The sequence below is a fragment of the Streptomyces sp. SAI-127 genome (genome assembly GCF_029894425.1).
Lineage (GTDB): Bacteria > Actinomycetota > Actinomycetes > Streptomycetales > Streptomycetaceae > Streptomyces.
In genome coordinates, this window is sequence record NZ_JARXYJ010000001.1 from 8,572,729 (window position 1) to 8,593,774 (window position 21,046).

The following is a 21,046-nucleotide window of genomic DNA, read 5'->3' on the forward strand; positions in this document are numbered from 1 at the left end:
GCCCCCACCGGCCCGCAGCCGCACAACTCACATCGCCGACGGATCCTGCGGCCCTCGCCCCGACAGAACCTCCCCGTACGCCTGCATCAAGTCCGGCAACCGCAACGTCGACAAGTCGTCCCGGCTCAGCATCCCCGGATACGTCGACAACCGAAGATCCCGATACGCGCAGCTCTTCTCGTACAGCGTGCGCAGGAACCGCCCGTTGCCCAGTTCGTCGATCCACCCCTGGTCCACCACATGCCCGGCGATGGAGCGCAGCTCGTCCAGCGCCTCCTCGTCCCAGATGTCGCCGTTCTCCGCCGCCAGCACCTCGCCGATGGAGGTGAGTTCGAGGGGACGGTACGAGGGGAAGTCGACGCGGGTCGTGAAGCGGGACGACAGTCCGGGGTTCGCGGCCAGCAGGCGGTCCATGCCCTCCGGATAGCCCGCCAGGATCACGACCAGGTGGTCCCGGTTGTCCTCGGCCCGCTTCAGCAGCACCTGGAGCGCCTCGTCGCCGTACGCGTCCCCCTTGCCGTAACCGGAGTTGGAGAGCGAGTACGCCTCGTCGACGAAGAGCACCCCGCCGAGGGCCGAGTCGATGAGTTCGTTGGCCTTCACCGCCGTCTGGCCGAGGTACTCCCCGACCAGATCCGCCCGCTGCGCCTCGACGAGATGATCACCGCCGAGCAGTCCGAGGGCGTAGAAGACGCGGCCCAGGATGCGGGCCACCGTCGTCTTGCCCGTTCCGGAGGGGCCGGAGAAGACGAAGTGACGCTTGGGCGGCTGGACGGGCAGGCCCTGCCCGGTGCGCAGCCGGGCCATGTTCAACTGGGCGGAGAGCGCCTTGACTTGGCGCTTCACCGGTTCGAGCCCCACCATGCGCTCGAGTTCGGTGAGGGCCTCCTCCAGTAAGACGGGATCGGTGGGCCCGGCGGGCAGCGGCCCCACGGGTGGGCCGGACCTCTCGCGTCCGGCCGGGTCGGTCATCGAGGGCAGGGGACCGGTCGGCGGCTCCGGATCGGAGAGCTTCAGCTCCCGCCCCTCGATGCCGAACAGCGGATCCATCCCGTCGGGCCCCTCCAGCATGTCCTGCCCGAACCCGGTGAGCGTGATCGCCGCGAGGTCGGCGGAGTCGTCGTACCCGTCGCCCTCGGCGATCGCGGCGAGCCGGGCCGAGGTGTCCATGAAGGCGGGGTCGACGCGGTGCACGGCCCGGTACAGGGGGAGGGCGGCCGCGGACCGGCCCGTGCCCTCGTGCGCCCTGGCCAGCCAGTACCGCAGTTCCTTGCGCTGGGGCTGTTCGCTGCGGCAGCGCATCAGGGCCGCCGAGAGCAGCGGTTCGGCCTGGCCGTACATCTCCAGGCGGACCCGGGCCATGCCGCCGAACAGTCCGGCCTCGATGCCGAGCATGGCGTCGTCGATCAGCGGGTCGGTGTGCCGGACCAGTTGTTCCCAGTCCTTGACGAGATAGGCACGGCAGGCGTGCAGGAAGCGGACCTGGTGGTCGGTGTCCACCGGGGGCAGGCCCGCGAGGGCCCGGTCCAGTTCGGGGACATGGCGGCCGTCCAGCCAGTGCGAGGCGTGCGCGAGAAGCAGGTCGCGCGGGCTCTCCAGCACCGGTTGCACCCACCAGCCCAGCCAGTACCAGGAGTTGAGCGTGCGCCGGTGCCGGGCGCGCTGTTCGCCGAAACGCTCGCGGTGCCGGAACATCCGCAGCAGCGCGGTCGTCGTGTCGACGCGCAGCGCGTGCAGTCCGAGCCAGCCGTCGGCCATCCCCGGATCGATTCGCACCGCGGCCCGGAACTCCTCCTCGGCCTGCGGATAGGCGCCCATCGTGTAGGCGTCCACCCCTCGCAGCCAGGCGAGGTCGGCCGGGGCCTCGGGGCCCTGCGTGCCGAAATCCATCACGTCCCCCACAAACCGTGCCCCCGTGGTTTCACCACCGGGCCGACGCCCGGTGGCCGCCTTCGTTCAACCGCTGTGCCGCGGACCGGAGTTGCAACGGTGCGCAGAGCAGTCGTCCGTAGGTCGCACCGAGGGCATCGTACCTGCGGTGGTGTCGCCCGCCGTAGGGTGCCGCACAGGCCGTTTGACGAGGTGGGAGCAGATGAGGCGCACGGCGGATGGTGACCGAGGGTGAGCGAATCGCGCCTCACGGCGTCCGGAAATCCGTGTGAGGGCAGAACGAAGCCCCCGATCACGGGGGAACAACCGGGGGCTTCGCGACTGCGGGCGGCCTCGAACGGCCGCACATTCAGAACGTAAGACCTGTACGGCCCCTCGGTCAAGCGGAGTTGGGCGACTCAGGCAAGTTCCTGCCAAGGGGTCTTCACGGCTTCAACACATCGCCGATGGGTCGTCACCGTGTGTGATCCCGCGGTCCGGTCCAACGGTCCCCGCAGGCCCTTTGGTGATGGCATATCCCTTCTGGCGCTGCCGTACCAGGAGGTCGGCGAAGGGCCGGGAGGGGTCTTCGGCGAAATGCCGTTGTTCCGCCGCGACCCATCCCTCCCAGAACTCCCGCAGCTCCGCCCCGTCCCGGGAGCGGCCGCGTGCCCAGGACTCCTCGCGGGGCAGCTCCATCCACAGCAGCCGCGCCAGGTACGGCCGCAGCGCGCGCCGGCCCGCGCCGACCCCTTCCAGGAGGATCACCGGCGCGGGCGGCAGGGCGCGGGACGGTCCGAAGCGGCGGGCGTGCCAGTCGTAGATGGCGTAGTGCGCGGTCTCGCCGCGGCCGAGCGGCATGATCACCTCGCTCATCAGCCGTCCGGTCCAGTCGAACAGTTCGTCGTGACTGGCGATGTCGTCGAGGCGGAGCACCGGCGCACCGCCGAGGGCGTCGGCCAGCTGTCCGGCGAACGTGGTCTTTCCGGAGCCGGCGTGCCCGTCGACGGCGATCAGGCGGACCGGACCGCAGGACGGGGACAGTCGGCGGAGCCGGGAGGCGAGGTCGTGGATGACGGTTCCTGGTGGCGGGCGAAGGGACGGGCCAAGGGACGGACGAAGGCGCGGGCGAAGGGGCGGATGGCTGGGCGCGGCCAGTCTAATGACGGCGCGACCCCGGCGGCGGAACCACAGGTTCCCAGGTCATGCCAGTGGACGAGACCAATATTCGTGGGCGTGGCATGGGCCGAAGTGCTGGCAGGAGCATGCCGCCTCATCCATAGTTGGCGCACAACCGTGCATTGGACCCGCCCCGACTCGGACACCCTGGGGGTCTTCCCACCCATGAGCAGAGCCGAACAGCCGTCCCGCAGAACCGTTCTGGCCGTCGCGGTCGCCGCCGCGGTGGCCGGCAGCGCGGGCCCCGCGGCCGCCGCCGGCAGCGCGGCCGACGCGGCGCCCGACGAGACTGCCGCCCGCCTGGTCGACAACCACGCCTGGACCACGTACAGCGACTGGCGCAGTGGCACCGCGAAGGGCACCCGTGCCGTCGCCGGCAGCCGCCCCGGCGTCGTGATCGGCGCCCCCGCGGGCACCACCGAGTACACCGACCCGCACACCGGGACCACCGCCACCTGGGAGTACGCGACCTGGACCTCCCCGGTCCACGAGCTCGCCGTGCCCTCGACCGAGGTGATCGCCTCCTGGAACGCCCGCACCCCGGCCGGCAGCTGGATCCAGATCGAGCTCGAGGGGACGTACTCCGACGGCACGGCCACCCCCTGGTACGTGATGGGGCGCTGGGCGGCCGGCGACGGGGACATCAAGCGCACCTCGGTCGACGACCAGACCGACGACAAGAGCACGGTCTGGACGGACACCTTCGCCATCGACGACCCGTCGACGGGGCTGCGCCTGTCGTCGTACCGGCTGCGGCTGACCCTGTACCGCAAGCCCGGCACGAAGACCACGCCGACCGTCTGGCGGCTGGGCGCGATGGGCTCGGACGTCCCCGACCGCTTCACCGTCCCGGCCTCCGCGCCCGGTCTCGCCCGTGAGCTGATCGTCCCGCGCTACTCGCAGGAGATCCACGCGGGTCAGTACCCGGAGTACGACAACGGCGGCGAGGCCTGGTGCAGCCCCACCTCCTCGCAGATGATCATCGAGTACTGGGGCGGCCGGCTCAGCGAGGAGCAACTGGCCTGGGTCGACCCGTCGTACGCGGACCCGCAGGTCTGCCACGCGGCCCGGTACACCTACGACTACCAGTACGCGGGCTGCGGCAACTGGCCCTTCAACGCGGCCTACGCGGCCACCTTCAAGGACCTGCAGGGCGTGGTGACCCGGCTCGGCTCACTCACCGACCTGGAGACGCTGATCGCTGCCGGCATTCCGGCCATAACGTCCCAGTCGTTCCTCAAGGAGGAGCTCACGGGGGCGGGTTACGGCACCTCCGGCCATCTGATGACCGTGATCGGCTTCACCGCCGAGGGCGATGTGATCGCCAACGACCCGGCCTCGCCCAGTGACGCGGCGGTGCGGCGCGTCTACAAGCGGCGCGAGTGGGAGAACATCTGGCTGCGCACCAAGCGGTACAACGCCAGTGGCAAGGTCGTCTCCGGGACCGGAGGCGTCTGCTATCTGTACTTCCCGGCCCGTCCGACCGCGCGCCAGCGCAAGGCGCTCGCGGCGGTGGGTGTGCGCTGAGCTGCCTCGGCACGGCCCCCGGCACCTGTCGGGGGCCGTTCGCTGTGACCAAGCTCTCGGCCGCAAAAGCGACCGGAAATGGCAAGGTGGACGAATCGGCGGGGGATTCCGACCAGTACATCCGAGATCAGCGAGACGCCATGACCGCACACTCAGCCACAGCCGCCCGCGCCCGTACCGGCGGCCCCAAGGACGACGGTCCGAAGATCCTCGAGCATGTCGCGGGCTGGACCCTCGTCGCGGTGATCGCGATGCTGGTCACGCAGCTCGGTCTGCTGTGACCGGATCCGCAGTTGACTGACATACTGCGGATGTCCCGCCGCCAGCCCGAGACCAGGGTCGAAATTTGAATATCAGTGATCAGCGTGAAGCCCGGCCGCGGGCCCGCGGCACCGAGCGCTCGGTCGCTCGCCGCGCCGAACTCATCGCCATCGGGCGCAAGTTGTTCGCGGACACGTCCTACGACGCGCTCTCCATGGACGACATCGCCCGCCAGGCGCATGTCGCCAAGGGGCTGATCTACTACTACTTCCAGTCCAAGCGGGGCTACTACCTGGCGATCATCCAGGACTCCGTCGCCGACCTGGTCACCTATGCGGCGAGCGGCCTCGAAATGGAGCAGGTGGATCGCGTCCAGCGCACTCTGGACAGCTATCTGCGCTACGCCGAGCACAACCAGGCGGCCTACCGCACCGTCGTCAGCGGCGGTGTCGGTTTCGACACCGAGGTGCACGCCATCCGGGACGGGGTGCGCGACGCGATCGTCGCGACCATCGCCGACGGGGCGTACGGCCGTACCGACATCTCTCCGCTGGCCCGCATGGGCCTGCTCGCCTGGGTGTGCAGCGTCGAGGGCGCCACCCTCGACTGGATCGACGGTCCGCCCCAGCTCTCCCGCGACACCATGCGCGACCTCCTGGTGAAGACGCTCGGCGCCTCGATGCGCGCCATCGAGGAGATGGATCCGACCCATCCGGCTCCGGCACCGGCTCGCCGCGACGGCTGACGTCCGACGACCGGTTGGGGCGGAGGCTCGTGGTCCCCCGCCCCAAGTCCTGCACGGATTTGGCTAGTTGATCGCCCGGATCAGCTCGCCGCCCGAGGTGTCCCCGCTCAGCTCCCAGAAGAACGTGCCGCCCAGGCCCTGCTGGTTCTTGTACGTCATCTTCGTCGCGATGGTCGCGGGGGTGTCGTAACTCCACCAGTTGTTGCCGCACTTGGCGTACGCAGTGCCGGCCACCGTTCCCGTCGCCGGGCACTTGGACTTCAGCACCTTGTAGTCGTCTATGCCCTGTTCGTAGGTGCCGGCCGCCGGGCCCGTCGCGGTGCCGCCCGGCGCCGACTGGGTCACGCCGGTCCACCCGCGGCCGTAGAAGCCGATGCCGAGCAGCAGCTTCGAGGCCGGGATGCCGAGCCCCTTGAGCTTGGCGATGGTGGCCGAGGTGTAGTAACCCGCCCGCGGGATGCCGGAGTAGGAGTTCAGCGGGGAGTGCGGAGCCGTCGGGCCGGTCGCGTCCCAGGCGCCGAAGTAGTCGTACGTCATCGGGTTGTACCAATTGACGTACTGTGCCGCGCCCGCGTAGTTCGCCGCGTCTATCTTGCCGCCGGCCGTGGCGTCCGCAGTGATCGCGGCGGTGACCAGCGCCCCGCTCCCGAACTTCGAACGCAGCGCCGCCATCAGGTTCTTGAACGCCTCCCTGCCGCTGGTGTCACAGGTGTTGCCGCAGGCGTTCGGGTACTCCCAGTCGATGTCGATGCCGTCGAAGACGTCGGCCCACTTGGAGTTCTCGACCAGGTCGTAGCAGGACTGCGCGAACGCGGCCGGGTTGCGGGCGGCCTCGCCGAAGCCGCTCGACCAGGTCCAACCGCCGAACGACCAGAGGACCTTGAGGCCGGGGTGTTTCTTCTTCAGCTCGCGCAACTGGTTGAAGTTGCCCCGCAGCGGCTGGTCCCAGGTGTCGGCCACGCCGTCCACGGACTCGGCCGCGGTGTACGTCCGGTCGGTCGCCGCGTAGGCGTCGCCCATCGCGCACTTGCCTGCGGTGACGTTGCCGAAGGCGTAGTTGATGTGGGTCAGCTTCGCCGCCGAGCCGGAGGTCTCGATGTTCTTGACGAAGTACTTCCGGTCGTAGGTACCCCATTCCGTGAAGTACCCGACGACCTTGGAGCCGGCGGCCTTCGGGCTCGCCTGGGGCGCGGCGGCGGTGGCGCTGCCCGCGCCCGCCAGCAGGCCCGCGCCGAGGACCGCGCAACACGCGGCGGAGATCAGCGCCCGGAAACGGGCGCGGTGGGGAAAGTGCATCGGTGTCTCCTCGTGGGGGAGAGGGGAACGCCAGCCGATTGGCATGAACGCGGAAAGCGTTGCCGGAACAGTAGGAGGACTAGACCACCGCGTCAATGGTTCGGACCAATTCGGGGCCGATTCCTCGCCGACTGTCGGCGCCCTGGGCTATCTTGAAGTAAGCGGTCGTTAACCAGTGACCGGGTGTCTCCGATCGGGCATACTCACAGGACGCAGCCGCTGGTCAGCAGCTTCCGTGACCCGGGAGACGCGAGCAGCGACCGGCGTCCAGTGAGACCGGCGGAGCCGCCCCACCCCACGGCGTGCGTCCGTCAGCGCCCTACAGGGAGGAGAGCGTCGCCATGCCCGACCGCGCCCCGCAGCCGGTGGACCGGCAACTGCCCACGGACGAGGCCCGGGATCTGATCTCGCTCGTCCGCGACATCGCGCAGCACGAGATCGCCCCGAAGGCGGCCGAGGAGGAAGGCGCCGGGCACTTCCCGCGCGAGGTCTTCACCCTGCTCTCCCGGGCCGGCCTGCTCGGTCTGCCCTACGACTCCGAACACGGCGGCGCCGACCAGCCGTACGAGGTCTACCTCCAGGTCCTCGAAGAACTCGCCGCCGCCCGCCTCACCGTCGGCCTCGGTGTCAGCGTGCACACCCTCGCCTCCTACGCGCTCGCCACCTACGGCACCAAGGAGCAGCAGGTCGAGCACCTGCCCGCGATGCTCGGCGGCGGACTGCTCGGCGCCTACTGCCTCTCCGAGCCCTCGTCCGGTTCGGACGCGGCCTCGCTGCGCACCCGAGCGGTCCGGGACGGCGAGGACTGGGTGATCACCGGCACCAAGGCGTGGATCACGCACGGCGGCGTCGCCGACTTCTACACCGTCATGGCGCGCACCGGCGAGGAAGGACCGCGCGGGATCACCGCCTTCCTGGTGCCCGCCGACGCGGAGGGCGTGAGCGCCGCGGCGCCGGAGAAGAAGATGGGCATGAAGGGCTCGCCCACCGCCCAGGTCCACTTCGACGGTGTGCGCGTCCCGGACGGCCGGCGCATCGGCGACGAGGGGCAGGGCTTCGCGATCGCGCTGTCCGCCCTCGACTCGGGTCGGCTCGGCATCGCGGCCTGCGCGATCGGAGTGGCTCAGGCGGCCCTCGACGAGGCGGTGGGCTATGCCACCGGGCGTCAGCAGTTCGGGCGGCCGATCGCCGACTTCCAGGGTCTGCGCTTCATGCTCGCCGACATGGCGACCCAGATCGAGGCGGGCCGGGCGCTGTACCTCGCGGCGGCGCGGCTGCGCGACGCCGGACGGCCCTTCGCCAAACAGGCCGCCATGGCCAAACTGCACTGCACCGACACCGCGATGAAGGTCACCATCGACGCCGTCCAGGTCCTCGGCGGCTATGGCTACACCGCGGACTTCCCGGCCGAGCGGTACATGCGCGAGGCCAAGGTCCTGCAGATCGTCGAGGGCACCAACCAGATCCAGCGGATGGTCATCGCCCGTCACCTAGCGGGTCCGGAGACCCGCTGAACTGACCCGTTCTGACCTGCGGCGCCGCGAGCCGGACCCACTCGGGGTCGTGGCGTCCCGGAAGGGTGCGGCCGCGTTTGGCCCAGGCGCGGATCAGGTCTCGGTAGATGGGCGGGTCCTGGGGCGGCGGCGGGGCCGGGCGGAAGGCGGACGGAGCCGACGGAACCGATTCTGCGACCGGTGCATACGTACGGGTCATACCGGGGCAACGCGGAAGCCGGTGGCAGGGTCACCCCTCCCCGCAATCGAGAGTGAGTTCGCGGACGTCCGGCCGGACATCTGGCCAGTCACAGCGGTCTGACATACCGTCAGCCAACTGCCGACAGGGAGGTTGGCCATGGCCGACGACCGCCCCGTACCGCTGGACGAGTACCCCGTGCACCAGGTACCCCTGTCCATGAAGTACGTCGCGACGGGGGACCGCAACGCCTACGACCGCTGCATCTTCCACGTCCTCGACCACGACGGACGCGCCCTGCTGATCCTCGGACTCGGTGTGTACCCCAATCTCGGGGTGATCGACGCCTACGCCACCCTGCGCCTCGGCGAGGCCTTGCACGCGGTGCGCGCCTCGGACGCCCTGCGGGACGACTCGCGGACGGACCTGGCCGTCGGCCCGCTGCGCATCCTCGTCGAACGCCCACTGCGCGACTTCGTGTTGAGCTGCGAGGCGGCCCCCGACGACCCGGACGGGCTGTCGTACGAGATCAACTGGAGTGCCGACTTCCCGGCGCTCTGGGAACCGCACCACCTCCAGCGGCGGGGCGGCCGGCTCACTCTGGAGGGAAGGCGTTTCGTGCAGGCCGGTCACTGCGACGGCTGGATCCGGGTGGGCGGGCGCGAGCTGCGCGTGCGGGGCTGGACCGGGACCCGGGACCGCAGCTGGGGTGTGCGGCCGGTGCCGGGGGAGGAGGGCGGCCGGTTCGCCGAGGAGCATCCGACCGCGGGCTTTCACTGGATCTGGTGTCCGGTCCGCTTCGAGGACCGCTTCCTCATGGTGATCGTCCAGGAGGACGCCGACGGCCACCGCTCGCTCAACGACGCGACCCTGGTCCGCCCGGGTCACCGCGACCGCCAACTCGGCTGGCCCCAGCCCGAGATCACCTACCGCCCCGGCACCCGCCACCCGGAACGCGCCCTGGTCCACCTCGGTGACATCCGCAAACCCATGGAGCTGGAGGTGGAGGTCCTCACCTCCTCACCGCTCGCGCTCGGCGCCGGCTACCCGCCTGCCGAGGACTGGCAGCACGGCACCTGGCAGGGCCGCGACTGGACCGACCGCCGCACCTACGACCTCGCCGAGCCGCACCCCCTGGCCGCGTTCGGCGTCACCGACCACGCGGCCCGCTTCCGGCTGGACGGCCGGACCGGCCACGGCATCTTCGAGCACGGATCATTCGGACGGCACGACCCGAGCGGCTTCACCGGCTTCGACTCGGTGGCTCCGTGAGGCAGTCCCGGACACCAGGGAGTTGACGACGTGGCCACGGCACCCCGTCCCCGCACCACCACCCGCGATCCGCAGGAGCTCGCCCACCGACTCACCGCCTGGCTCGGCACCCGCCTGCCCGGCGCGAAGGCCGTCGGCGTGACGGTGCCCGCCTCGAACGGCCTGTCCAGCGAGACCCTGCTCTTCGACATCGAGCACCCCGAAACACCCCTGCGTTCCTGCGCGTTGCGGCTCGCCGCGGATCCGTCGGCGTACACGGTCTTCCCGGTCTACGACATGGTCCGCCAGTACCGCACGATGGAAGTGGTGGCCCGCTTCTCTGACCTTCCCGTCCCGAAGGTGCAGTGGCTGGAGGAAGATCCGGGCCCGCTCGGGGCACCGTTCTTCGTCATGGAGCGCGTGCAGGGGCGCGTACCGCCGGATGTCATGCCCTACACCTACGAGGGCAACTGGCTGCACGTCGCGAGCGACACCGAGCGCGAACACCTCGAGGCCGCCACGGTCGGGCTGTTGGCACGCCTCCACGATCAAGTCCCCGTGCACGAAGCGGCGTTCCTGGAACTGCCCGGCGAGGGCGACGCACTGCGCCGCCATGTCACCGCCCAACGCGCGTACTACGACTGGGTGGTGGACGGACTCGCCCGCTCACCTCTCATCGAGCAGGCCTTCGACCGGCTGGAGCAGCTCTGGCCGCCCGACCCGGGCCCGCCCGTCCTCACCTGGGGCGACGCACGCATCGGGAACGTGATCTACGACGGCTTCGACCCCGTCGCCGTCCTGGACTGGGAGATGGCGGCCCTGGCCCCGCGCGAGGTCGACCTCGGCTGGACCGTCTATCTGCACCGCTTCTTCCAGGACCTGACGGTCGCCTTCGGCCAGCGCGGACTGCCCGGCTTCCTGCGCCGCGACCAGGTCGAGGCCCGCTATGCCCGACTCACCGGCCACGCACCGCGCGACATGGACTTCTTCACGCTGTACGCCGCGCTGCGGCACGCGATCGTCATGCTGCGCATCGCCCACCGCCAGGTGTTCTTCGGTGAGGTGGACCTCCCCGCGGACCCGGACACACTGATCCTGCACCACGGCAGCCTGCGAGCCATGGTGCAGGGCAGCTACTGGGACTGAGCGAGAGCGCTCAGGCGGCCTGACGGCGCATCACCGGCACGCGCATGGGGCGCGAAGCCGGGCCGCCGACGTGCGAGAACGGCTGGGTCCGCCAGTCGAGTCCCTGAGGGAGCGTCAACAGGAGGGCGGTGTCCTGCTCCTGGGGTTCCGCCGACTCGTCCGCCGACCGGGCCTCGGAGGCCTTGCGGCCCGTACCGGTGCAGACCGTGAGGCCGAAGGGGTTCCACGGCGAGGCGCAGAGCGCGTGCTCGGGCAGTACCTCCTCGTCCGCCAGCAGGGCGATGGGCTGCGCGCAGTCCGGGCAGATCACCCGGTACATCTCGAAGGTGTCGTACGCGTCGAAGTCGTCGTCGAGAGCGTCGGGTTCGACGCCCTCCGGCTCGGACTGGACAACCGCCTGGAGGCGCTTGGGCGCGGCGCGACCAGGACGCTGAAGACTCTGCATTGGGTTCTCCCCCTCGGACTGGGCCGTGAAGGCACTGCGGCCTCGACCACAGCAAGCACTTCCCGTCCCGTCATCGCGGTAATCACGAGAACATCACGGAGGCCGTTCGGTGGGTGTGGCCTTCGTCACATGCCGCTCGCAGATGCCCGTGGCGGTCGTTTTGTCCCTCAGGCGACTCACAGGCGCCCCTCGGTCACATCACGAACCGGGCATGACCTGGGGCGCTCAGGTATCGGAGGAGATCAGGCGCACTGTAGGTTCTTGCGCCATGGAGGAGCTGGACCGACAAATCGTGCAGCTGCTCGTCAAGGACGGGCGGATGAGTTACACGGACCTGGGCAAGGCCACGGGCCTGTCCACCTCGGCCGTGCACCAGCGGGTGCGGCGGCTGGAGCAGCGTGGTGTCATCCGCGGGTACGCCGCGGTGGTCGACCCAGAGGCGGTGGGCCTGCCCATGACCGCCTTCATCTCGGTGAAACCGTTCGACCCCAGCGCCCCCGACGACATCGCGGACCGCCTCGCCGACGTCCCCGAGATCGAGGCGTGCCACAGCGTGGCGGGCGACGAGAACTACATCCTGAAGGTTCGCGTGGCGACCCCGCACGAACTGGAGGAGCTGCTGGCGAGGCTGAGGAGCCTGGCGGGGGTCTCGACGCGTACGACGGTGGTCCTGTCGACCCCGTACGAGGCGCGCCCGCCGCGCATCTGAACGAAGGTGTACCGCGTCCACCCGCACTCCGACGGCGCGCGGCCCCCTGCGAAACTGTCCCCATGAGTGAACCGAAGACCGTCCTCCTCCGCCGTGGCGAGGTCCACAGCCCCGCCGACCCGTTCGCGACAGCGATGGTCGTGGAGCGGGGGCAGGTCGCCTGGGTGGGTTCGGAAGGGGCCGCGGACGCCTTCGCGGACGGCGTCGACGAGATCGTCGACCTGGACGGCGCCCTGGTCACCCCCGCGTTCACCGACGCCCACGTCCACATCACGGCCACGGGCCTCGCCCTGACCGGCCTCGACCTCACCGGCGCCGCGTCCCTGGACGCGGCCCTGACGCTCGTACGGGACTTCGCGGCCGCCCGCCCGAACGACCGCGTCCTGCTCGGTCACGGCTGGGACGCCGCCCGCTGGCCCGGCGGACGCCCGCCCACGCGCGCGGAGCTCGACGAGGCGACAGATGGCCGCCCGCTGTATCTGAGCCGCATCGACGTCCACTCGGCGGTCGTGACGACGGCACTCCTCGACATGACGTCCCTGGGGCTCCTGGACGGCCCTCTCACGGCCGACGCCCACCACGCCGTGCGCGCCACGGCACTCGGCTCCGTCACGCCCGCCCAGCGCACCGCGGCGCAGCGCGCCGCCCTCGCCCACGCCGCTTCCCTCGGCATCGGCACGCTTCACGAATGCGCAGGCCCCGAGATCTCCTCCGAGGACGACTTCACCGGGCTGCTGCGGCTCGCGAGCCAGGAGCCGGGCCCGCGGGTGGTCGGCTACTGGGCCGAGCGGGCCGAGGAAGGCGTTGCCAAGGCACGGCAGCTCGGTGCGCTCGGCGCCGCCGGAGACCTCTTCGTCGACGGCGCCCTCGGTTCCCACACGGCCTGCCTGCACGAGCCGTACACCGACGCCGACCACACCGGAATCGCCTACCTGGACGCCGCCGCCGTGGCCGACCATGTCACCGCCTGCACCGAGGCGGGCCTGCAGGCCGGCTTCCACGCGATCGGCGACGCGGCGGTGGGCGCCGTGGTCGAGGGCGTCCGCGCCGTCGCGGAGAAGCTCGGCCTCGCCCGCGTCCGTGCCGCCCGGCACCGCGTCGAGCACGTCGAGATGCTCACCCCCGAGGCCGTCGCCGCCTTCGCCGAGCTCGGTCTCACCGCCTCCGTCCAGCCCGCCTTCGACGCCCTGTGGGGCGGCGAGGACGGCATGTACGCCCGACGCCTGGGCCGGGAGCGGGCGAGCCGTCTGAACCCCTTCGCGGCCCTCCTGCGCGCCGGTGTCCCGCTCGCCTTCGGCTCCGACAGCCCTGTCACCCCCCTCGACCCGTGGGGCACCCTCCGCGCGGCCGCCTTCCACCACACCCCCGAGCACCGCGTCTCCGTACGCGCCGCCTTCACCGCGCACACCCGCGGCGGCTGGCGGGCGATCGGCCGGGACGACGCGGGGGTCCTGGTGCCCGGTGCCCCCGCGGACTACGCCGTGTGGCGCACCGACGAACTGGTCGTGCAGGCCCCCGACGACCGGGTCTCCCGCTGGTCCACCGACCCTCGCTCCGGCACCCCCGGCCTGCCCGACCTGACGCCGGGCCGTGACCTCCCCGTCTGCCTGCGGACCGTGGTCGGCGGACGGACGGTCTTCGTACGGCCGGGCGAGTGATCTCCGGGGGTGGCGCGGTACGGATCGCCCGCCGCAGCGCTGTCGCGCGACCTGCGCATCCTCCGCTCTGACCAGGGCGTTGGCGACAGACCTGCAGGTCAAACGACTGTTGACAGCCGACGGCAGGGGGCCGGTAGGTTCGGCCGGGTCCACCACCGGACGCCCGACCGGGGAATCTCCGCCCAGTCGTCGCAGCGCCGCTGGGTCAGGGACGGTGTACCGCACCGGAACACCGTCACTGGGAGCCAGGCCCAGCGCTCGCGCCACGGCGAGGGGACGTTCCGTCCGGCCGGGGAGGTGTGACCCGGGTGGGGCCCGGGCGCTCAGTAGACAACGGCTTTCGGTCGACCCGCAGCCAGCGGGCCCCAGGTCGGCCCGAAGAGCGCCGGGCCCCCATCCGCAGCGAGGGCTGCGATCCCGCCATAATGGCCGAAACTATTAGCCTTACCCCACTCTTGAGAAAACGACACCAGCATACGAACGCCTTGTCACGTCATCGCAGGCCGTGCGCACTATGGTGGACGCCTGCGGAATGACTCGAAGGGGCAGCAGTGAACGACGGCGACGGGACCCTCACGGGCCAGGAGAGGCGATTCGGCCCGCTCGGCACGGCGTTGGTGATCATTCCGACCTTCAACGAGGCGGAGAACATCAAGGCCATCGTCGGCCGGGTGCGCAAGGCCGTCCCGGAGGCGCACGTCCTCGTGGCCGACGACAACAGCCCTGACGGCACCGGCAAGCTCGCCGACGAACTGGCCGTCGAGGACGACCAGGTCCAGGTGCTGCACCGCAAGGGCAAGGAGGGCCTCGGCGCGGCCTATCTCGCGGGCTTCCACTGGGGCCTGGAGCACGGCTACGGCGTCCTGGTCGAGATGGACGCCGACGGCTCCCACCAGCCCGAGGAACTGCCCCGCCTGCTGACCGCCCTCAAGAACGCCGACCTGGTCCTCGGCTCCCGCTGGGTGCCCGGCGGCCGGGTCGTGAACTGGCCCAAGTCCCGCGAGTTCATCTCCCGCGGCGGCAGCCTCTACTCACGCGTGGCCCTCGACCTTCCGCTCCGTGACATCACCGGCGGCTACCGCGCCTTCCGCCGCGAGACCCTCGAGGGCCTCGGCCTCGACGACGTCGCCTCCCAGGGCTACTGCTTCCAGGTCGACCTCGCCCGCCGCGCGGTCAGGGCCGGTTACCACGTCGTCGAGGTGCCGATCACCTTCGTGGAGCGCGAACTCGGCGACTCCAAGATGAGCCGCGACATCCTCGTGGAGGCCCTGTGGCGGGTCACCACCTGGGGTGTGGGGGAGCGGGTCGGCCGGATCACGGCGCGGGGAAAGCGCGCACAGCCGTAGTGCCACGGCCTCACAGCCGCGGCTGATCGTCCCCTTATCCCGTGCTGAGCCGCACCCAGGCACACTGGACGTATGACGACAGGCGCTCCGACTCCCACGTACCCCGCCCGGCCCCGCCGCTCCCGAATGCGCACCTTCCTGCCGCTGGGCCTCGCCGCCTGGCTGGTGCTGGAGATCTGGCTGCTGACCGTGGTCGCGGGCGCGGCGAGCGGATTCGCGGTGTTCCTGCTGCTGGTCGCGGGCTTCGTGGTCGGCTCGGTGGTGATCAAGCGGGCCGGCCGCCGCGCCTTCCAGAACCTGAACGAGGCGCTCCAGCGGGGCGGGGCCCCCTCGAGCTCCGGCAGCAGTGGCAACGGCCTGATGATGCTGGGCGGCCTGCTCCTGATGATCCCCGGCCTGATCTCCGACGCCGTGGGCCTGCTCCTGCTGATCCCGCCGGTCCAGAAGGCCATCGGCCGGTACGCCGAGCGCACCTTCGACCGCAAGCTGCGCGAGGCCGGTCCGGGCACTCTGGGTGGTGCCTTCCAGCAGGCCCGTATGCAGCGCCCGGACGGCAAGGTGGTCCAGGGCGAGGTCATCGTCCGGGAGGAGCCGGGCGACGACACCCCGCAGGAGCCACGACCGCCGCTCACGCGCTGAGCGGTCGCGGGCAGCCGAGGGCAGCACAAACCGCGGGCGCGGTACGTGAATCACGTACCGCGCCCGCGGTTACTTGTATGCGCTGTGTTCCCGCTCAGGCCGACTTGCGGCTGTCCCGGGGATGAACAGCGATGTTCATCGCGCCGGAACGCAGAACCGCCAGACGCTCCTCGAGGACCTCTTCGAGTTCCTCTCGTGTGCGTCGTTCCATCAGCATGTCCCAGTGCGTACGCGCGGGCTTGGCCTTCTTCTCTTCAGGGCCGTCGCCGTCCACGAGGAGTGCCTGGGCCCCGCAGACCTTGCACTCCCACTCCGGCGGGATCTCCGCCTCGACCGAGAAGGGCATCTCAAACCGATGGCCCTTCTCGCATGCGTACTCCACGGCCTGGCGCGGGGCCAGGTCGATGCCGCGGTCCGTCTCGTAGCTGGTCACCACGAGGCGCGTGCCGCGAAGAGCTCGCTCACTCATGAATCGTGCCTCCCGGGCTTGTCGCCCACAGGACAGGTGTCGCTGTCGTCGTCATCCGGTCAACGTCCGGTCGGCGGTAAAGATTCCCGTTCCGGGTCCCGTCCCGGGCAATGCATCGCCGTCGTAGCCGCCCCTTGTTGTACCCACCAGTGCCCGGTTTGTCACATCTGCTGGCAGATGTGACCCAGCGTTTCAGCATCTTTGACGCGCAGTAACGGTACGCCTGGCAGGCCAAACGCGTACACTACAGCGCTTTGGTGTTGAACGCTAAATCCTTTCGGGTACGGGATTGCCCGCGTCGCTGATCGCCCGCCGCACCGGAACCCGTGCGAGCAGGGCGAATCCGATGACGAAGAAGGCCACCAGCGAGATGATCGCGTCCCGATAACTTCCGGTCAGCTGGTAGGTGATCCCGAACAGGAGCGGGCCCAGCCAGCTCATGCCGCGGTCGCTCATCTCGTACGCCGAGAAGTATTCGGCCTCTTTGCCGGGCGGGACGAGATGCGAGAACAGCGAGCGGGACAGGGCCTGGCTGCCGCCGAGGACGAGTCCGATACCGGAAGCCAGGACGAAGAACCACACGGGTGCGCCGGCGGGCAGGAAGTATCCCGCGCCCAGGATCACCGCCCAGGCGACCAGGGATCCGAGGATCGTGCGCTTGGCCCCGTACACCCGGGCGAGCCGGCCGAGCGCCAGCGCCCCCGCCACGGCGAGCACCTGGACCAGGAGCACGGCCGCGATGAGCGTCGACTGCCCGAGACCCAGCTCTTCCGAGCCGTAGATCGACGCCTGGGAGATCACGGTCTGGATGCCGTCGTTGTAGACGAGGTACGCGAGCAGGAAGGCGAGGGTGAGCGGGTGGCGGCGCATGCCGCGGACGGTGGCCGCCAGCTGCCGGAAGCCGGGTGCGGTCGCTTCCGCCGGTCCTTCTTCGAGGGAGCGGCGATCCCGCAGCCGTCGTAGCGGGATCAACGCGAAGGCGCCCCACCACAGCCCGGCCGAGGCCAGACAGATGCGGACCGCGGCGCTCTCGGAGAGGCCGAAGGAGTCGTGGCCCGTGTAGAGAACGAGGTTCGCGACCAGGACCAGGGCGCCCGCCGCGTAGCCGAAGGCCCAGCCCTTGGAGGAGACGGCGTCGCGTTCCTCGGGCGGGGCGATCTGCGGGAGGTAGGAGTTGTAGAGCATGGTGCCGACCGCCGCCGCGGCGTTCGCGACGACCAGCAGGACCCCGCCGAGGAGATACCGGTCGCCGCCGAGGAAGAACATGCCCGTCGTCGCGGCGGCCCCGGTGTAGGCGGCGGCCGCCAGGAGCGGCTTCTTACGGCCGCTGCGGTCGGCGGCGGCCCCCACCAGGGGCATCACCAGCACGGCCACGATCACCGACAGGGACACCGAGTAGGCGAAGAAGGAGCCGGCCCGCACCGGGACGCCCAGCGGATGGACGTAGCCGTCCGGATCCGCCGCGTTCTTGGCGACCGACGTCAGATAGGGGCCGAGGAACACGGTGAGTACGCTCGTCGAGTAGACGGAGCACGCCCAGTCGTAGAAGTACCAGCCGCGCTGCTCGCGCCGCCGGTCGGCGGCCTCGTCCGCCGAGCCCGCCCGCACGGTGTCGGTGCCCACCCGTGCCCTCGCTTCCCCGTGAAGGTGCCGTACGCGGCCCGGGGACGGGACGGGTCAGACCCAGACGCCCCGCTCCTCCATGACCTTGCGCAGTGTGTCGATGTGATCGGTCATGATGCCATCGACGCCCAGGTCCAGAAGCCGGTGCATGCGATCCGGTTCGTTGATGGTCCACACGTGCACCTGCAGCCCGCGCGCGTGGGCGGCGCGCACGAAGCGGTGGTCGACCACCTGGATGCCGGACTGGGTCTCGGGCACCTGCGCGGCGACGGCCGAGCGGCGCAGTGCCGCCGGAACTCCCCACGAGCGCAGCCGCAGGTTCAGCACACCCCGGGTGCCGTACGACGTCGCCAGGCGCGGTCCGGCCAGCCGCTGGGCGCGCATCACCCGCGCCTCGGAGAAGGAGCCGACGCAGACGCGGTCCCAGGTGCCGGTGCGCTCGATGAGGTCCAGAAGCGGCTGGAGGGCGGGCCCGGCCTTGATGTCGATGTTCCAGCGGGCCTCGGGGAAGGTCTCCAGGAGCTCCTCGAACAGCGGCACCGGTTCCTTGCCCGCCACACGCGCGTGCCGTACGTCCGCCCAGGGCAGGTCGGCTATCCGGCCCGCCCCGTCGGTCACCCGGTCCAGGGTCGCGTCGTGGAAGGCGACCAGCTTGCCGTCCGCGGTGGAGTGGACGTCGGTCTCCAGATACCGGTAGCCCGCCTCGACCGCCCGCCGGAACTGGAACGCGGTGTTCTCCAGACCGTCCGCCGCCCCGCCCCGGTGGGCGAAGGGGATGGGGCCGGGATGGTCGAGGTAGGGGTGCCGTATCCGCGAGGTCACGGACGCAGTATCGCTCCCCGCGGTTGCCCTGTGGCAACGACCGTGCTGCCGTCGGATGCCGGGGGGACGGCGAATATGCGGAGGAAGAGCTGGGCGAGTGGGCCGATGGACACCGCGTAGAGGACGGTCCCGATGCCGATGGTGCCGCCGAGGACGAATCCCGTGACCACGACAGCCACTTCGATCGCGGTCCGCATCAGCCGGATCGAGCGTCCCGTCCGCCGGTGCAGCCCGGTCATGAGACCGTCCCTGGGGCCCGGACCGAAGCGGGCGGCGATATAGAGGCCGGTGGCCACGCCGTTGAGGACGATGCCGGCCAGCAGGAGAGGAATCCGTACGGCGAGACCGTGCGCCTCGGGGACCGCGGCGAGGGTGGCGTCCATGGCGATGCCGACCACGAAGACGTTGGAGACCGTGCCGAGGCCCGGCCGCTGACGCAGCGGGATCCACAGGAGCAGTACCGCCGCGCCCACGATGATCGAGACGACACCGATGGACAGGCCCGTCAGCTCGGCGAGGCCCTGGTGCAGCACGCCCCAGGGCTCCAGGCCCAGGCCCGCCTCGACGAGCAGCGCCGAGCTGGCCCCGTAGAGGGCGAGTCCGACGTACAGCTGGATCAACCGTCGTCCGAGACGGCTCTGCGTGGACAAGGCGGGTCCCCCTGTGGTGGTAGTGGCCTGATGCATGACACCCTGTGGCTTGGGATGACACACCATCCATGGCCAATTCGGGGAAGGTGGACTGATTTCAGTGGCGCAGTGGACCTCGGCGGTGGGTGCGGCGCAGCTCGCCCGGCTGCTCAACTCCCAGCAGGACCGTCCGGCGGGCCCCGGCACGCGCCGCCCGCCGGCCTACCGCGCGCTCGCCGACGGCATCCGCCTGCTGGTCCTGGAGGGCCGTGTCCCGGTGGCCGCCCGCCTGCCCGCGGAACGCGAACTGGCCCTCTCCCTGTCCGTCAGCCGTACGACCGTGGCGGCGGCCTACGAGGCGCTGCGGGCCGAGGGTTTCCTGGAGTCCCGGCGCGGCGCGGGCAGCTGGACGGCGGTCCCGGCCGGCAATCCCCTCCCGGCGCGCGGCCTCGAGCCCCTCCCGCCCGAGGCCCTCGGCTCGATGATCGACCTTGGCTGCGCGGCACTGCCCGCGCCGGAGCCGTGGCTGACGCGGGCGGTGCAGGGTGCCCTGGAGGAACTGCCGCCGTACGCCCATACGCACGGCGACTACCCGGCGGGCCTTCCGGCCCTGCGGACGATGATCGCCGAGCGGTACACCGCGCGCGGAATCCCGACGATGCCCGAGCAGATCATGGTCACGACCGGGGCGATGGGCGCGATCGACGCCATCTGCCATCTGTTCGGCGGCCGGGGTGAGCGCATCGCGGTGGAGTCCCCCTCCTACGCGAACATCCTTCAGCTGATGCGGGAGGCGGGCGCCCGGCTCGTGCCCGTCGCGATGGCGGAGGGGCTGACCGGCTGGGACGTGGACCGCTGGCGGCAGGTGCTGCGGGACGCGGCGCCGCGGATCGCCTACGTCGTCGCCGACTTCCACAATCCGACCGGTGCGCTGGCCGACGAGGACCAGCGGCGGCGGCTGGTGGAGGCGGCAAGGTCCGCCGGGACCGTGCTGGTGGCCGACGAGACGATGACCGAGCTGTGGCTGGACGAGGACGTCTCGATGCCGCGGCAGGTGTGCGCGTTCGACCCGGCCGGCTCGACCGTGGTCACCGTCGGCTCGGCCAGCAAGGCGTTCTGGGCGGGGATGCGGATCGGGTGGGTGCGGGCGGCGCCGGACGTGATCCGCAGCCTGGTCGCCGCGCGCGCCTATGCCGACCTGGGCACGCCGGTGCTGGAGCAGCTGGCCGTGAACTGGCTGTTCAGCACCGGGGGGTGGGAGCAGGCCGTGGAACTGCGGCGCGGACAGGCCCGGGAGAACCGGGACGCGCTGGTGGCGGCGATGCGCAGGGAGCTGCCGTCATGGGAGTTCGAGGTGCCGCAGGGTGGCCTGACGCTGTGGGTGCGGGCCGGGGGGCTGTCCGGCTCGCGCCTGGCGGAGGTGGGCGAGCGGGTGGGCGTAAGGGTGCCGTCAGGACCGCGGTTCGGGGTCGACGGGGCCTTCGAGGGCTATGTGCGGCTGCCGTTCACCGTCGGGGGAGCGGTGGCCGACGAGGCCGCGGCGCGGCTGGCTGCGGCGGCGCGGGTCGTGGAGAGCGGCGGGTCCGGGGGCGGGGAGGCGCCGCGTACGTTCGTTGCGTGAACGGAGCGGGCGGCTGGTCGCGGTGGTCGCAGCCTCGGCACTGTGCGAGTGACGGTAACCGCACCTGCCCAGGGGCGCGGGGAACTGCGCGATCAGCCCCCACGCACCCGCAGCCGCCC

20 protein-coding genes are annotated in these 21,046 nt (G+C 71.0%); 11 read left to right on the forward strand and 9 right to left on the reverse strand.

Features of this window, described 5'->3' with window-relative positions; all coding sequences use genetic code 11:
- Positions 1–27: 27 nt before the first annotated feature.
- A complete protein-coding gene (locus M2157_RS39435; protein WP_069761502.1) occupies positions 28–1,890 on the reverse strand; it encodes an AAA family ATPase in 1,863 nt (620 codons plus the stop codon).
- 432 nt (positions 1,891–2,322) lie between these two features.
- On the reverse strand, positions 2,323–2,943 hold the full coding sequence (locus tag M2157_RS39440; protein WP_280868336.1) for a hypothetical protein: 621 nt from the start codon (positions 2,941–2,943) through the stop codon (positions 2,323–2,325).
- 270 nt (positions 2,944–3,213) lie between these two features.
- Here M2157_RS39440 and M2157_RS39445 point away from each other — a divergent pair, with 270 nt between their 5' ends.
- The 3 genes from M2157_RS39445 (at position 3,214) to M2157_RS39455 (ending at position 5,581) form a co-directional block, all read left to right on the forward strand.
- Positions 3,214–4,575: a peptidase C39 family protein gene (locus tag M2157_RS39445; RefSeq protein ID WP_280867559.1), complete on the forward strand. Its 1,362-nt coding sequence runs from the start codon at positions 3,214–3,216 to the stop codon at positions 4,573–4,575.
- Between the two features lie 140 nt (positions 4,576–4,715).
- Entirely contained in the window at positions 4,716–4,856 is a 141-nt protein-coding gene (locus tag M2157_RS39450; RefSeq protein ID WP_107104954.1) for an SCO1431 family membrane protein, read from the forward strand.
- Between the two features lie 65 nt (positions 4,857–4,921).
- Positions 4,922–5,581: a TetR/AcrR family transcriptional regulator gene (locus M2157_RS39455; protein ID WP_079162921.1), complete on the forward strand. Its 660-nt coding sequence runs from the start codon at positions 4,922–4,924 to the stop codon at positions 5,579–5,581.
- A gap of 63 nt (positions 5,582–5,644) precedes the next feature.
- On the opposite strand, the gene M2157_RS39460 is transcribed toward M2157_RS39455, so the two are convergent.
- Positions 5,645–6,877 (reverse strand): glycoside hydrolase family 18 protein, encoded by a 1,233-nt coding sequence (locus tag M2157_RS39460; protein WP_280867560.1) that lies wholly within the window; start codon positions 6,875–6,877, stop codon positions 5,645–5,647.
- A 341-nt stretch (positions 6,878–7,218) separates the two neighbouring features.
- On the opposite strand from M2157_RS39460, the gene M2157_RS39465 reads away from it, so the two are divergent.
- Entirely contained in the window at positions 7,219–8,391 is a 1,173-nt protein-coding gene (locus M2157_RS39465; RefSeq protein ID WP_280856362.1) for an acyl-CoA dehydrogenase, read from the forward strand.
- On the opposite strand, the gene M2157_RS39470 is transcribed toward M2157_RS39465, so the two are convergent.
- Entirely contained in the window at positions 8,354–8,590 is a 237-nt protein-coding gene (locus M2157_RS39470; RefSeq protein ID WP_280856361.1) for a hypothetical protein, read from the reverse strand. The two genes, M2157_RS39465 and M2157_RS39470, sit on opposite strands and share 38 nt — an antisense overlap.
- A gap of 138 nt (positions 8,591–8,728) precedes the next feature.
- On the opposite strand from M2157_RS39470, the gene M2157_RS39475 reads away from it, so the two are divergent.
- Entirely contained in the window at positions 8,729–9,841 is a 1,113-nt protein-coding gene (locus M2157_RS39475) for a hypothetical protein (protein ID WP_280867561.1), read from the forward strand.
- 30 nt (positions 9,842–9,871) lie between these two features.
- A complete protein-coding gene (locus tag M2157_RS39480) occupies positions 9,872–10,966 on the forward strand; it encodes a phosphotransferase family protein (protein ID WP_280867562.1) in 1,095 nt (364 codons plus the stop codon).
- Between the two features lie 10 nt (positions 10,967–10,976).
- Here the strand turns inward: M2157_RS39480 and M2157_RS39485 are convergent, their stop codons facing one another.
- Positions 10,977–11,411 (reverse strand): hypothetical protein, encoded by a 435-nt coding sequence (locus M2157_RS39485; RefSeq protein WP_280867563.1) that lies wholly within the window; start codon positions 11,409–11,411, stop codon positions 10,977–10,979.
- Positions 11,412–11,679: 268 nt separating this feature from the next.
- On the opposite strand from M2157_RS39485, the gene M2157_RS39490 reads away from it, so the two are divergent.
- The 4 genes from M2157_RS39490 to fxsA all read left to right on the forward strand — a co-directional run bounded on the left by M2157_RS39490 (position 11,680) and on the right by fxsA (position 15,763).
- Entirely contained in the window at positions 11,680–12,120 is a 441-nt protein-coding gene (locus M2157_RS39490; protein ID WP_150943808.1) for an Lrp/AsnC family transcriptional regulator, read from the forward strand.
- A gap of 62 nt (positions 12,121–12,182) precedes the next feature.
- Positions 12,183–13,778: an amidohydrolase gene (locus M2157_RS39495; RefSeq protein ID WP_280867564.1), complete on the forward strand. Its 1,596-nt coding sequence runs from the start codon at positions 12,183–12,185 to the stop codon at positions 13,776–13,778.
- 551 nt (positions 13,779–14,329) lie between these two features.
- The gene (locus M2157_RS39500) at positions 14,330–15,124 is read left to right on the forward strand and encodes a polyprenol monophosphomannose synthase (RefSeq protein ID WP_280856356.1); all 795 of its coding nucleotides are present in this window, start codon (positions 14,330–14,332) and stop codon (positions 15,122–15,124) included.
- Positions 15,125–15,196: 72 nt separating this feature from the next.
- A complete protein-coding gene (gene fxsA / locus M2157_RS39505; RefSeq protein WP_280867565.1) occupies positions 15,197–15,763 on the forward strand; it encodes an FxsA family membrane protein in 567 nt (188 codons plus the stop codon).
- Between the two features lie 94 nt (positions 15,764–15,857).
- Here fxsA and M2157_RS39510 read toward each other — a convergent pair whose 3' ends face one another.
- The 4 genes from M2157_RS39510 to M2157_RS39525 form a co-directional block, all read right to left on the reverse strand.
- Complete coding sequence (locus tag M2157_RS39510; RefSeq protein ID WP_003977404.1) at positions 15,858–16,232, reverse strand: RNA polymerase-binding protein RbpA; 375 nt, start codon at positions 16,230–16,232, stop codon at positions 15,858–15,860.
- Positions 16,233–16,499: 267 nt separating this feature from the next.
- A complete protein-coding gene (locus M2157_RS39515) occupies positions 16,500–17,855 on the reverse strand; it encodes an MFS transporter (RefSeq protein WP_280856354.1) in 1,356 nt (451 codons plus the stop codon).
- 54 nt (positions 17,856–17,909) lie between these two features.
- Positions 17,910–18,677, reverse strand: coding sequence for a glycerophosphodiester phosphodiesterase (locus M2157_RS39520; RefSeq protein WP_266525940.1), 768 nt, complete (start codon positions 18,675–18,677; stop codon positions 17,910–17,912).
- The gene (locus M2157_RS39525) at positions 18,674–19,363 is read right to left on the reverse strand and encodes a hypothetical protein (protein ID WP_280867566.1); all 690 of its coding nucleotides are present in this window, start codon (positions 19,361–19,363) and stop codon (positions 18,674–18,676) included. Before M2157_RS39525 ends, M2157_RS39520 begins: the two co-directional genes overlap by 4 nt.
- A gap of 64 nt (positions 19,364–19,427) precedes the next feature.
- Here M2157_RS39525 and M2157_RS39530 point away from each other — a divergent pair, with 64 nt between their 5' ends.
- On the forward strand, positions 19,428–20,927 hold the full coding sequence (locus M2157_RS39530) for a PLP-dependent aminotransferase family protein (RefSeq protein ID WP_057614102.1): 1,500 nt from the start codon (positions 19,428–19,430) through the stop codon (positions 20,925–20,927).
- Positions 20,928–21,046 lie beyond the last annotated feature (119 nt).

Bases quoted from the DNA above. Each gene is read 5' to 3' on its own strand.
- M2157_RS39435 (WP_069761502.1), bottom strand. From the start codon at position 1,890: ATGGATTTCGGCACGCAGGGCCCCGAGGCCCCGGCCGACCTCGCCTGG.
- M2157_RS39445 (WP_280867559.1), top strand. From the start codon at position 3,214: ATGAGCAGAGCCGAACAGCCGTCCCGCAGAACCGTTCTGGCCGTCGCG.
- M2157_RS39450 (WP_107104954.1), top strand. From the start codon at position 4,716: ATGACCGCACACTCAGCCACAGCCGCCCGCGCCCGTACCGGCGGCCCC.
- M2157_RS39460 (WP_280867560.1), bottom strand. From the start codon at position 6,877: ATGCACTTTCCCCACCGCGCCCGTTTCCGGGCGCTGATCTCCGCCGCG.
- M2157_RS39465 (WP_280856362.1), top strand. From the start codon at position 7,219: ATGCCCGACCGCGCCCCGCAGCCGGTGGACCGGCAACTGCCCACGGAC.
- M2157_RS39470 (WP_280856361.1), bottom strand. From the start codon at position 8,590: ATGACCCGTACGTATGCACCGGTCGCAGAATCGGTTCCGTCGGCTCCG.
- M2157_RS39475 (WP_280867561.1), top strand. From the start codon at position 8,729: ATGGCCGACGACCGCCCCGTACCGCTGGACGAGTACCCCGTGCACCAG.
- M2157_RS39485 (WP_280867563.1), bottom strand. From the start codon at position 11,411: ATGCAGAGTCTTCAGCGTCCTGGTCGCGCCGCGCCCAAGCGCCTCCAG.
- M2157_RS39490 (WP_150943808.1), top strand. From the start codon at position 11,680: ATGGAGGAGCTGGACCGACAAATCGTGCAGCTGCTCGTCAAGGACGGG.
- M2157_RS39495 (WP_280867564.1), top strand. From the start codon at position 12,183: ATGAGTGAACCGAAGACCGTCCTCCTCCGCCGTGGCGAGGTCCACAGC.
- fxsA (WP_280867565.1), top strand. From the start codon at position 15,197: ATGACGACAGGCGCTCCGACTCCCACGTACCCCGCCCGGCCCCGCCGC.
- M2157_RS39510 (WP_003977404.1), bottom strand. From the start codon at position 16,232: ATGAGTGAGCGAGCTCTTCGCGGCACGCGCCTCGTGGTGACCAGCTAC.
- M2157_RS39525 (WP_280867566.1), bottom strand. From the start codon at position 19,363: ATGCATCAGGCCACTACCACCACAGGGGGACCCGCCTTGTCCACGCAG.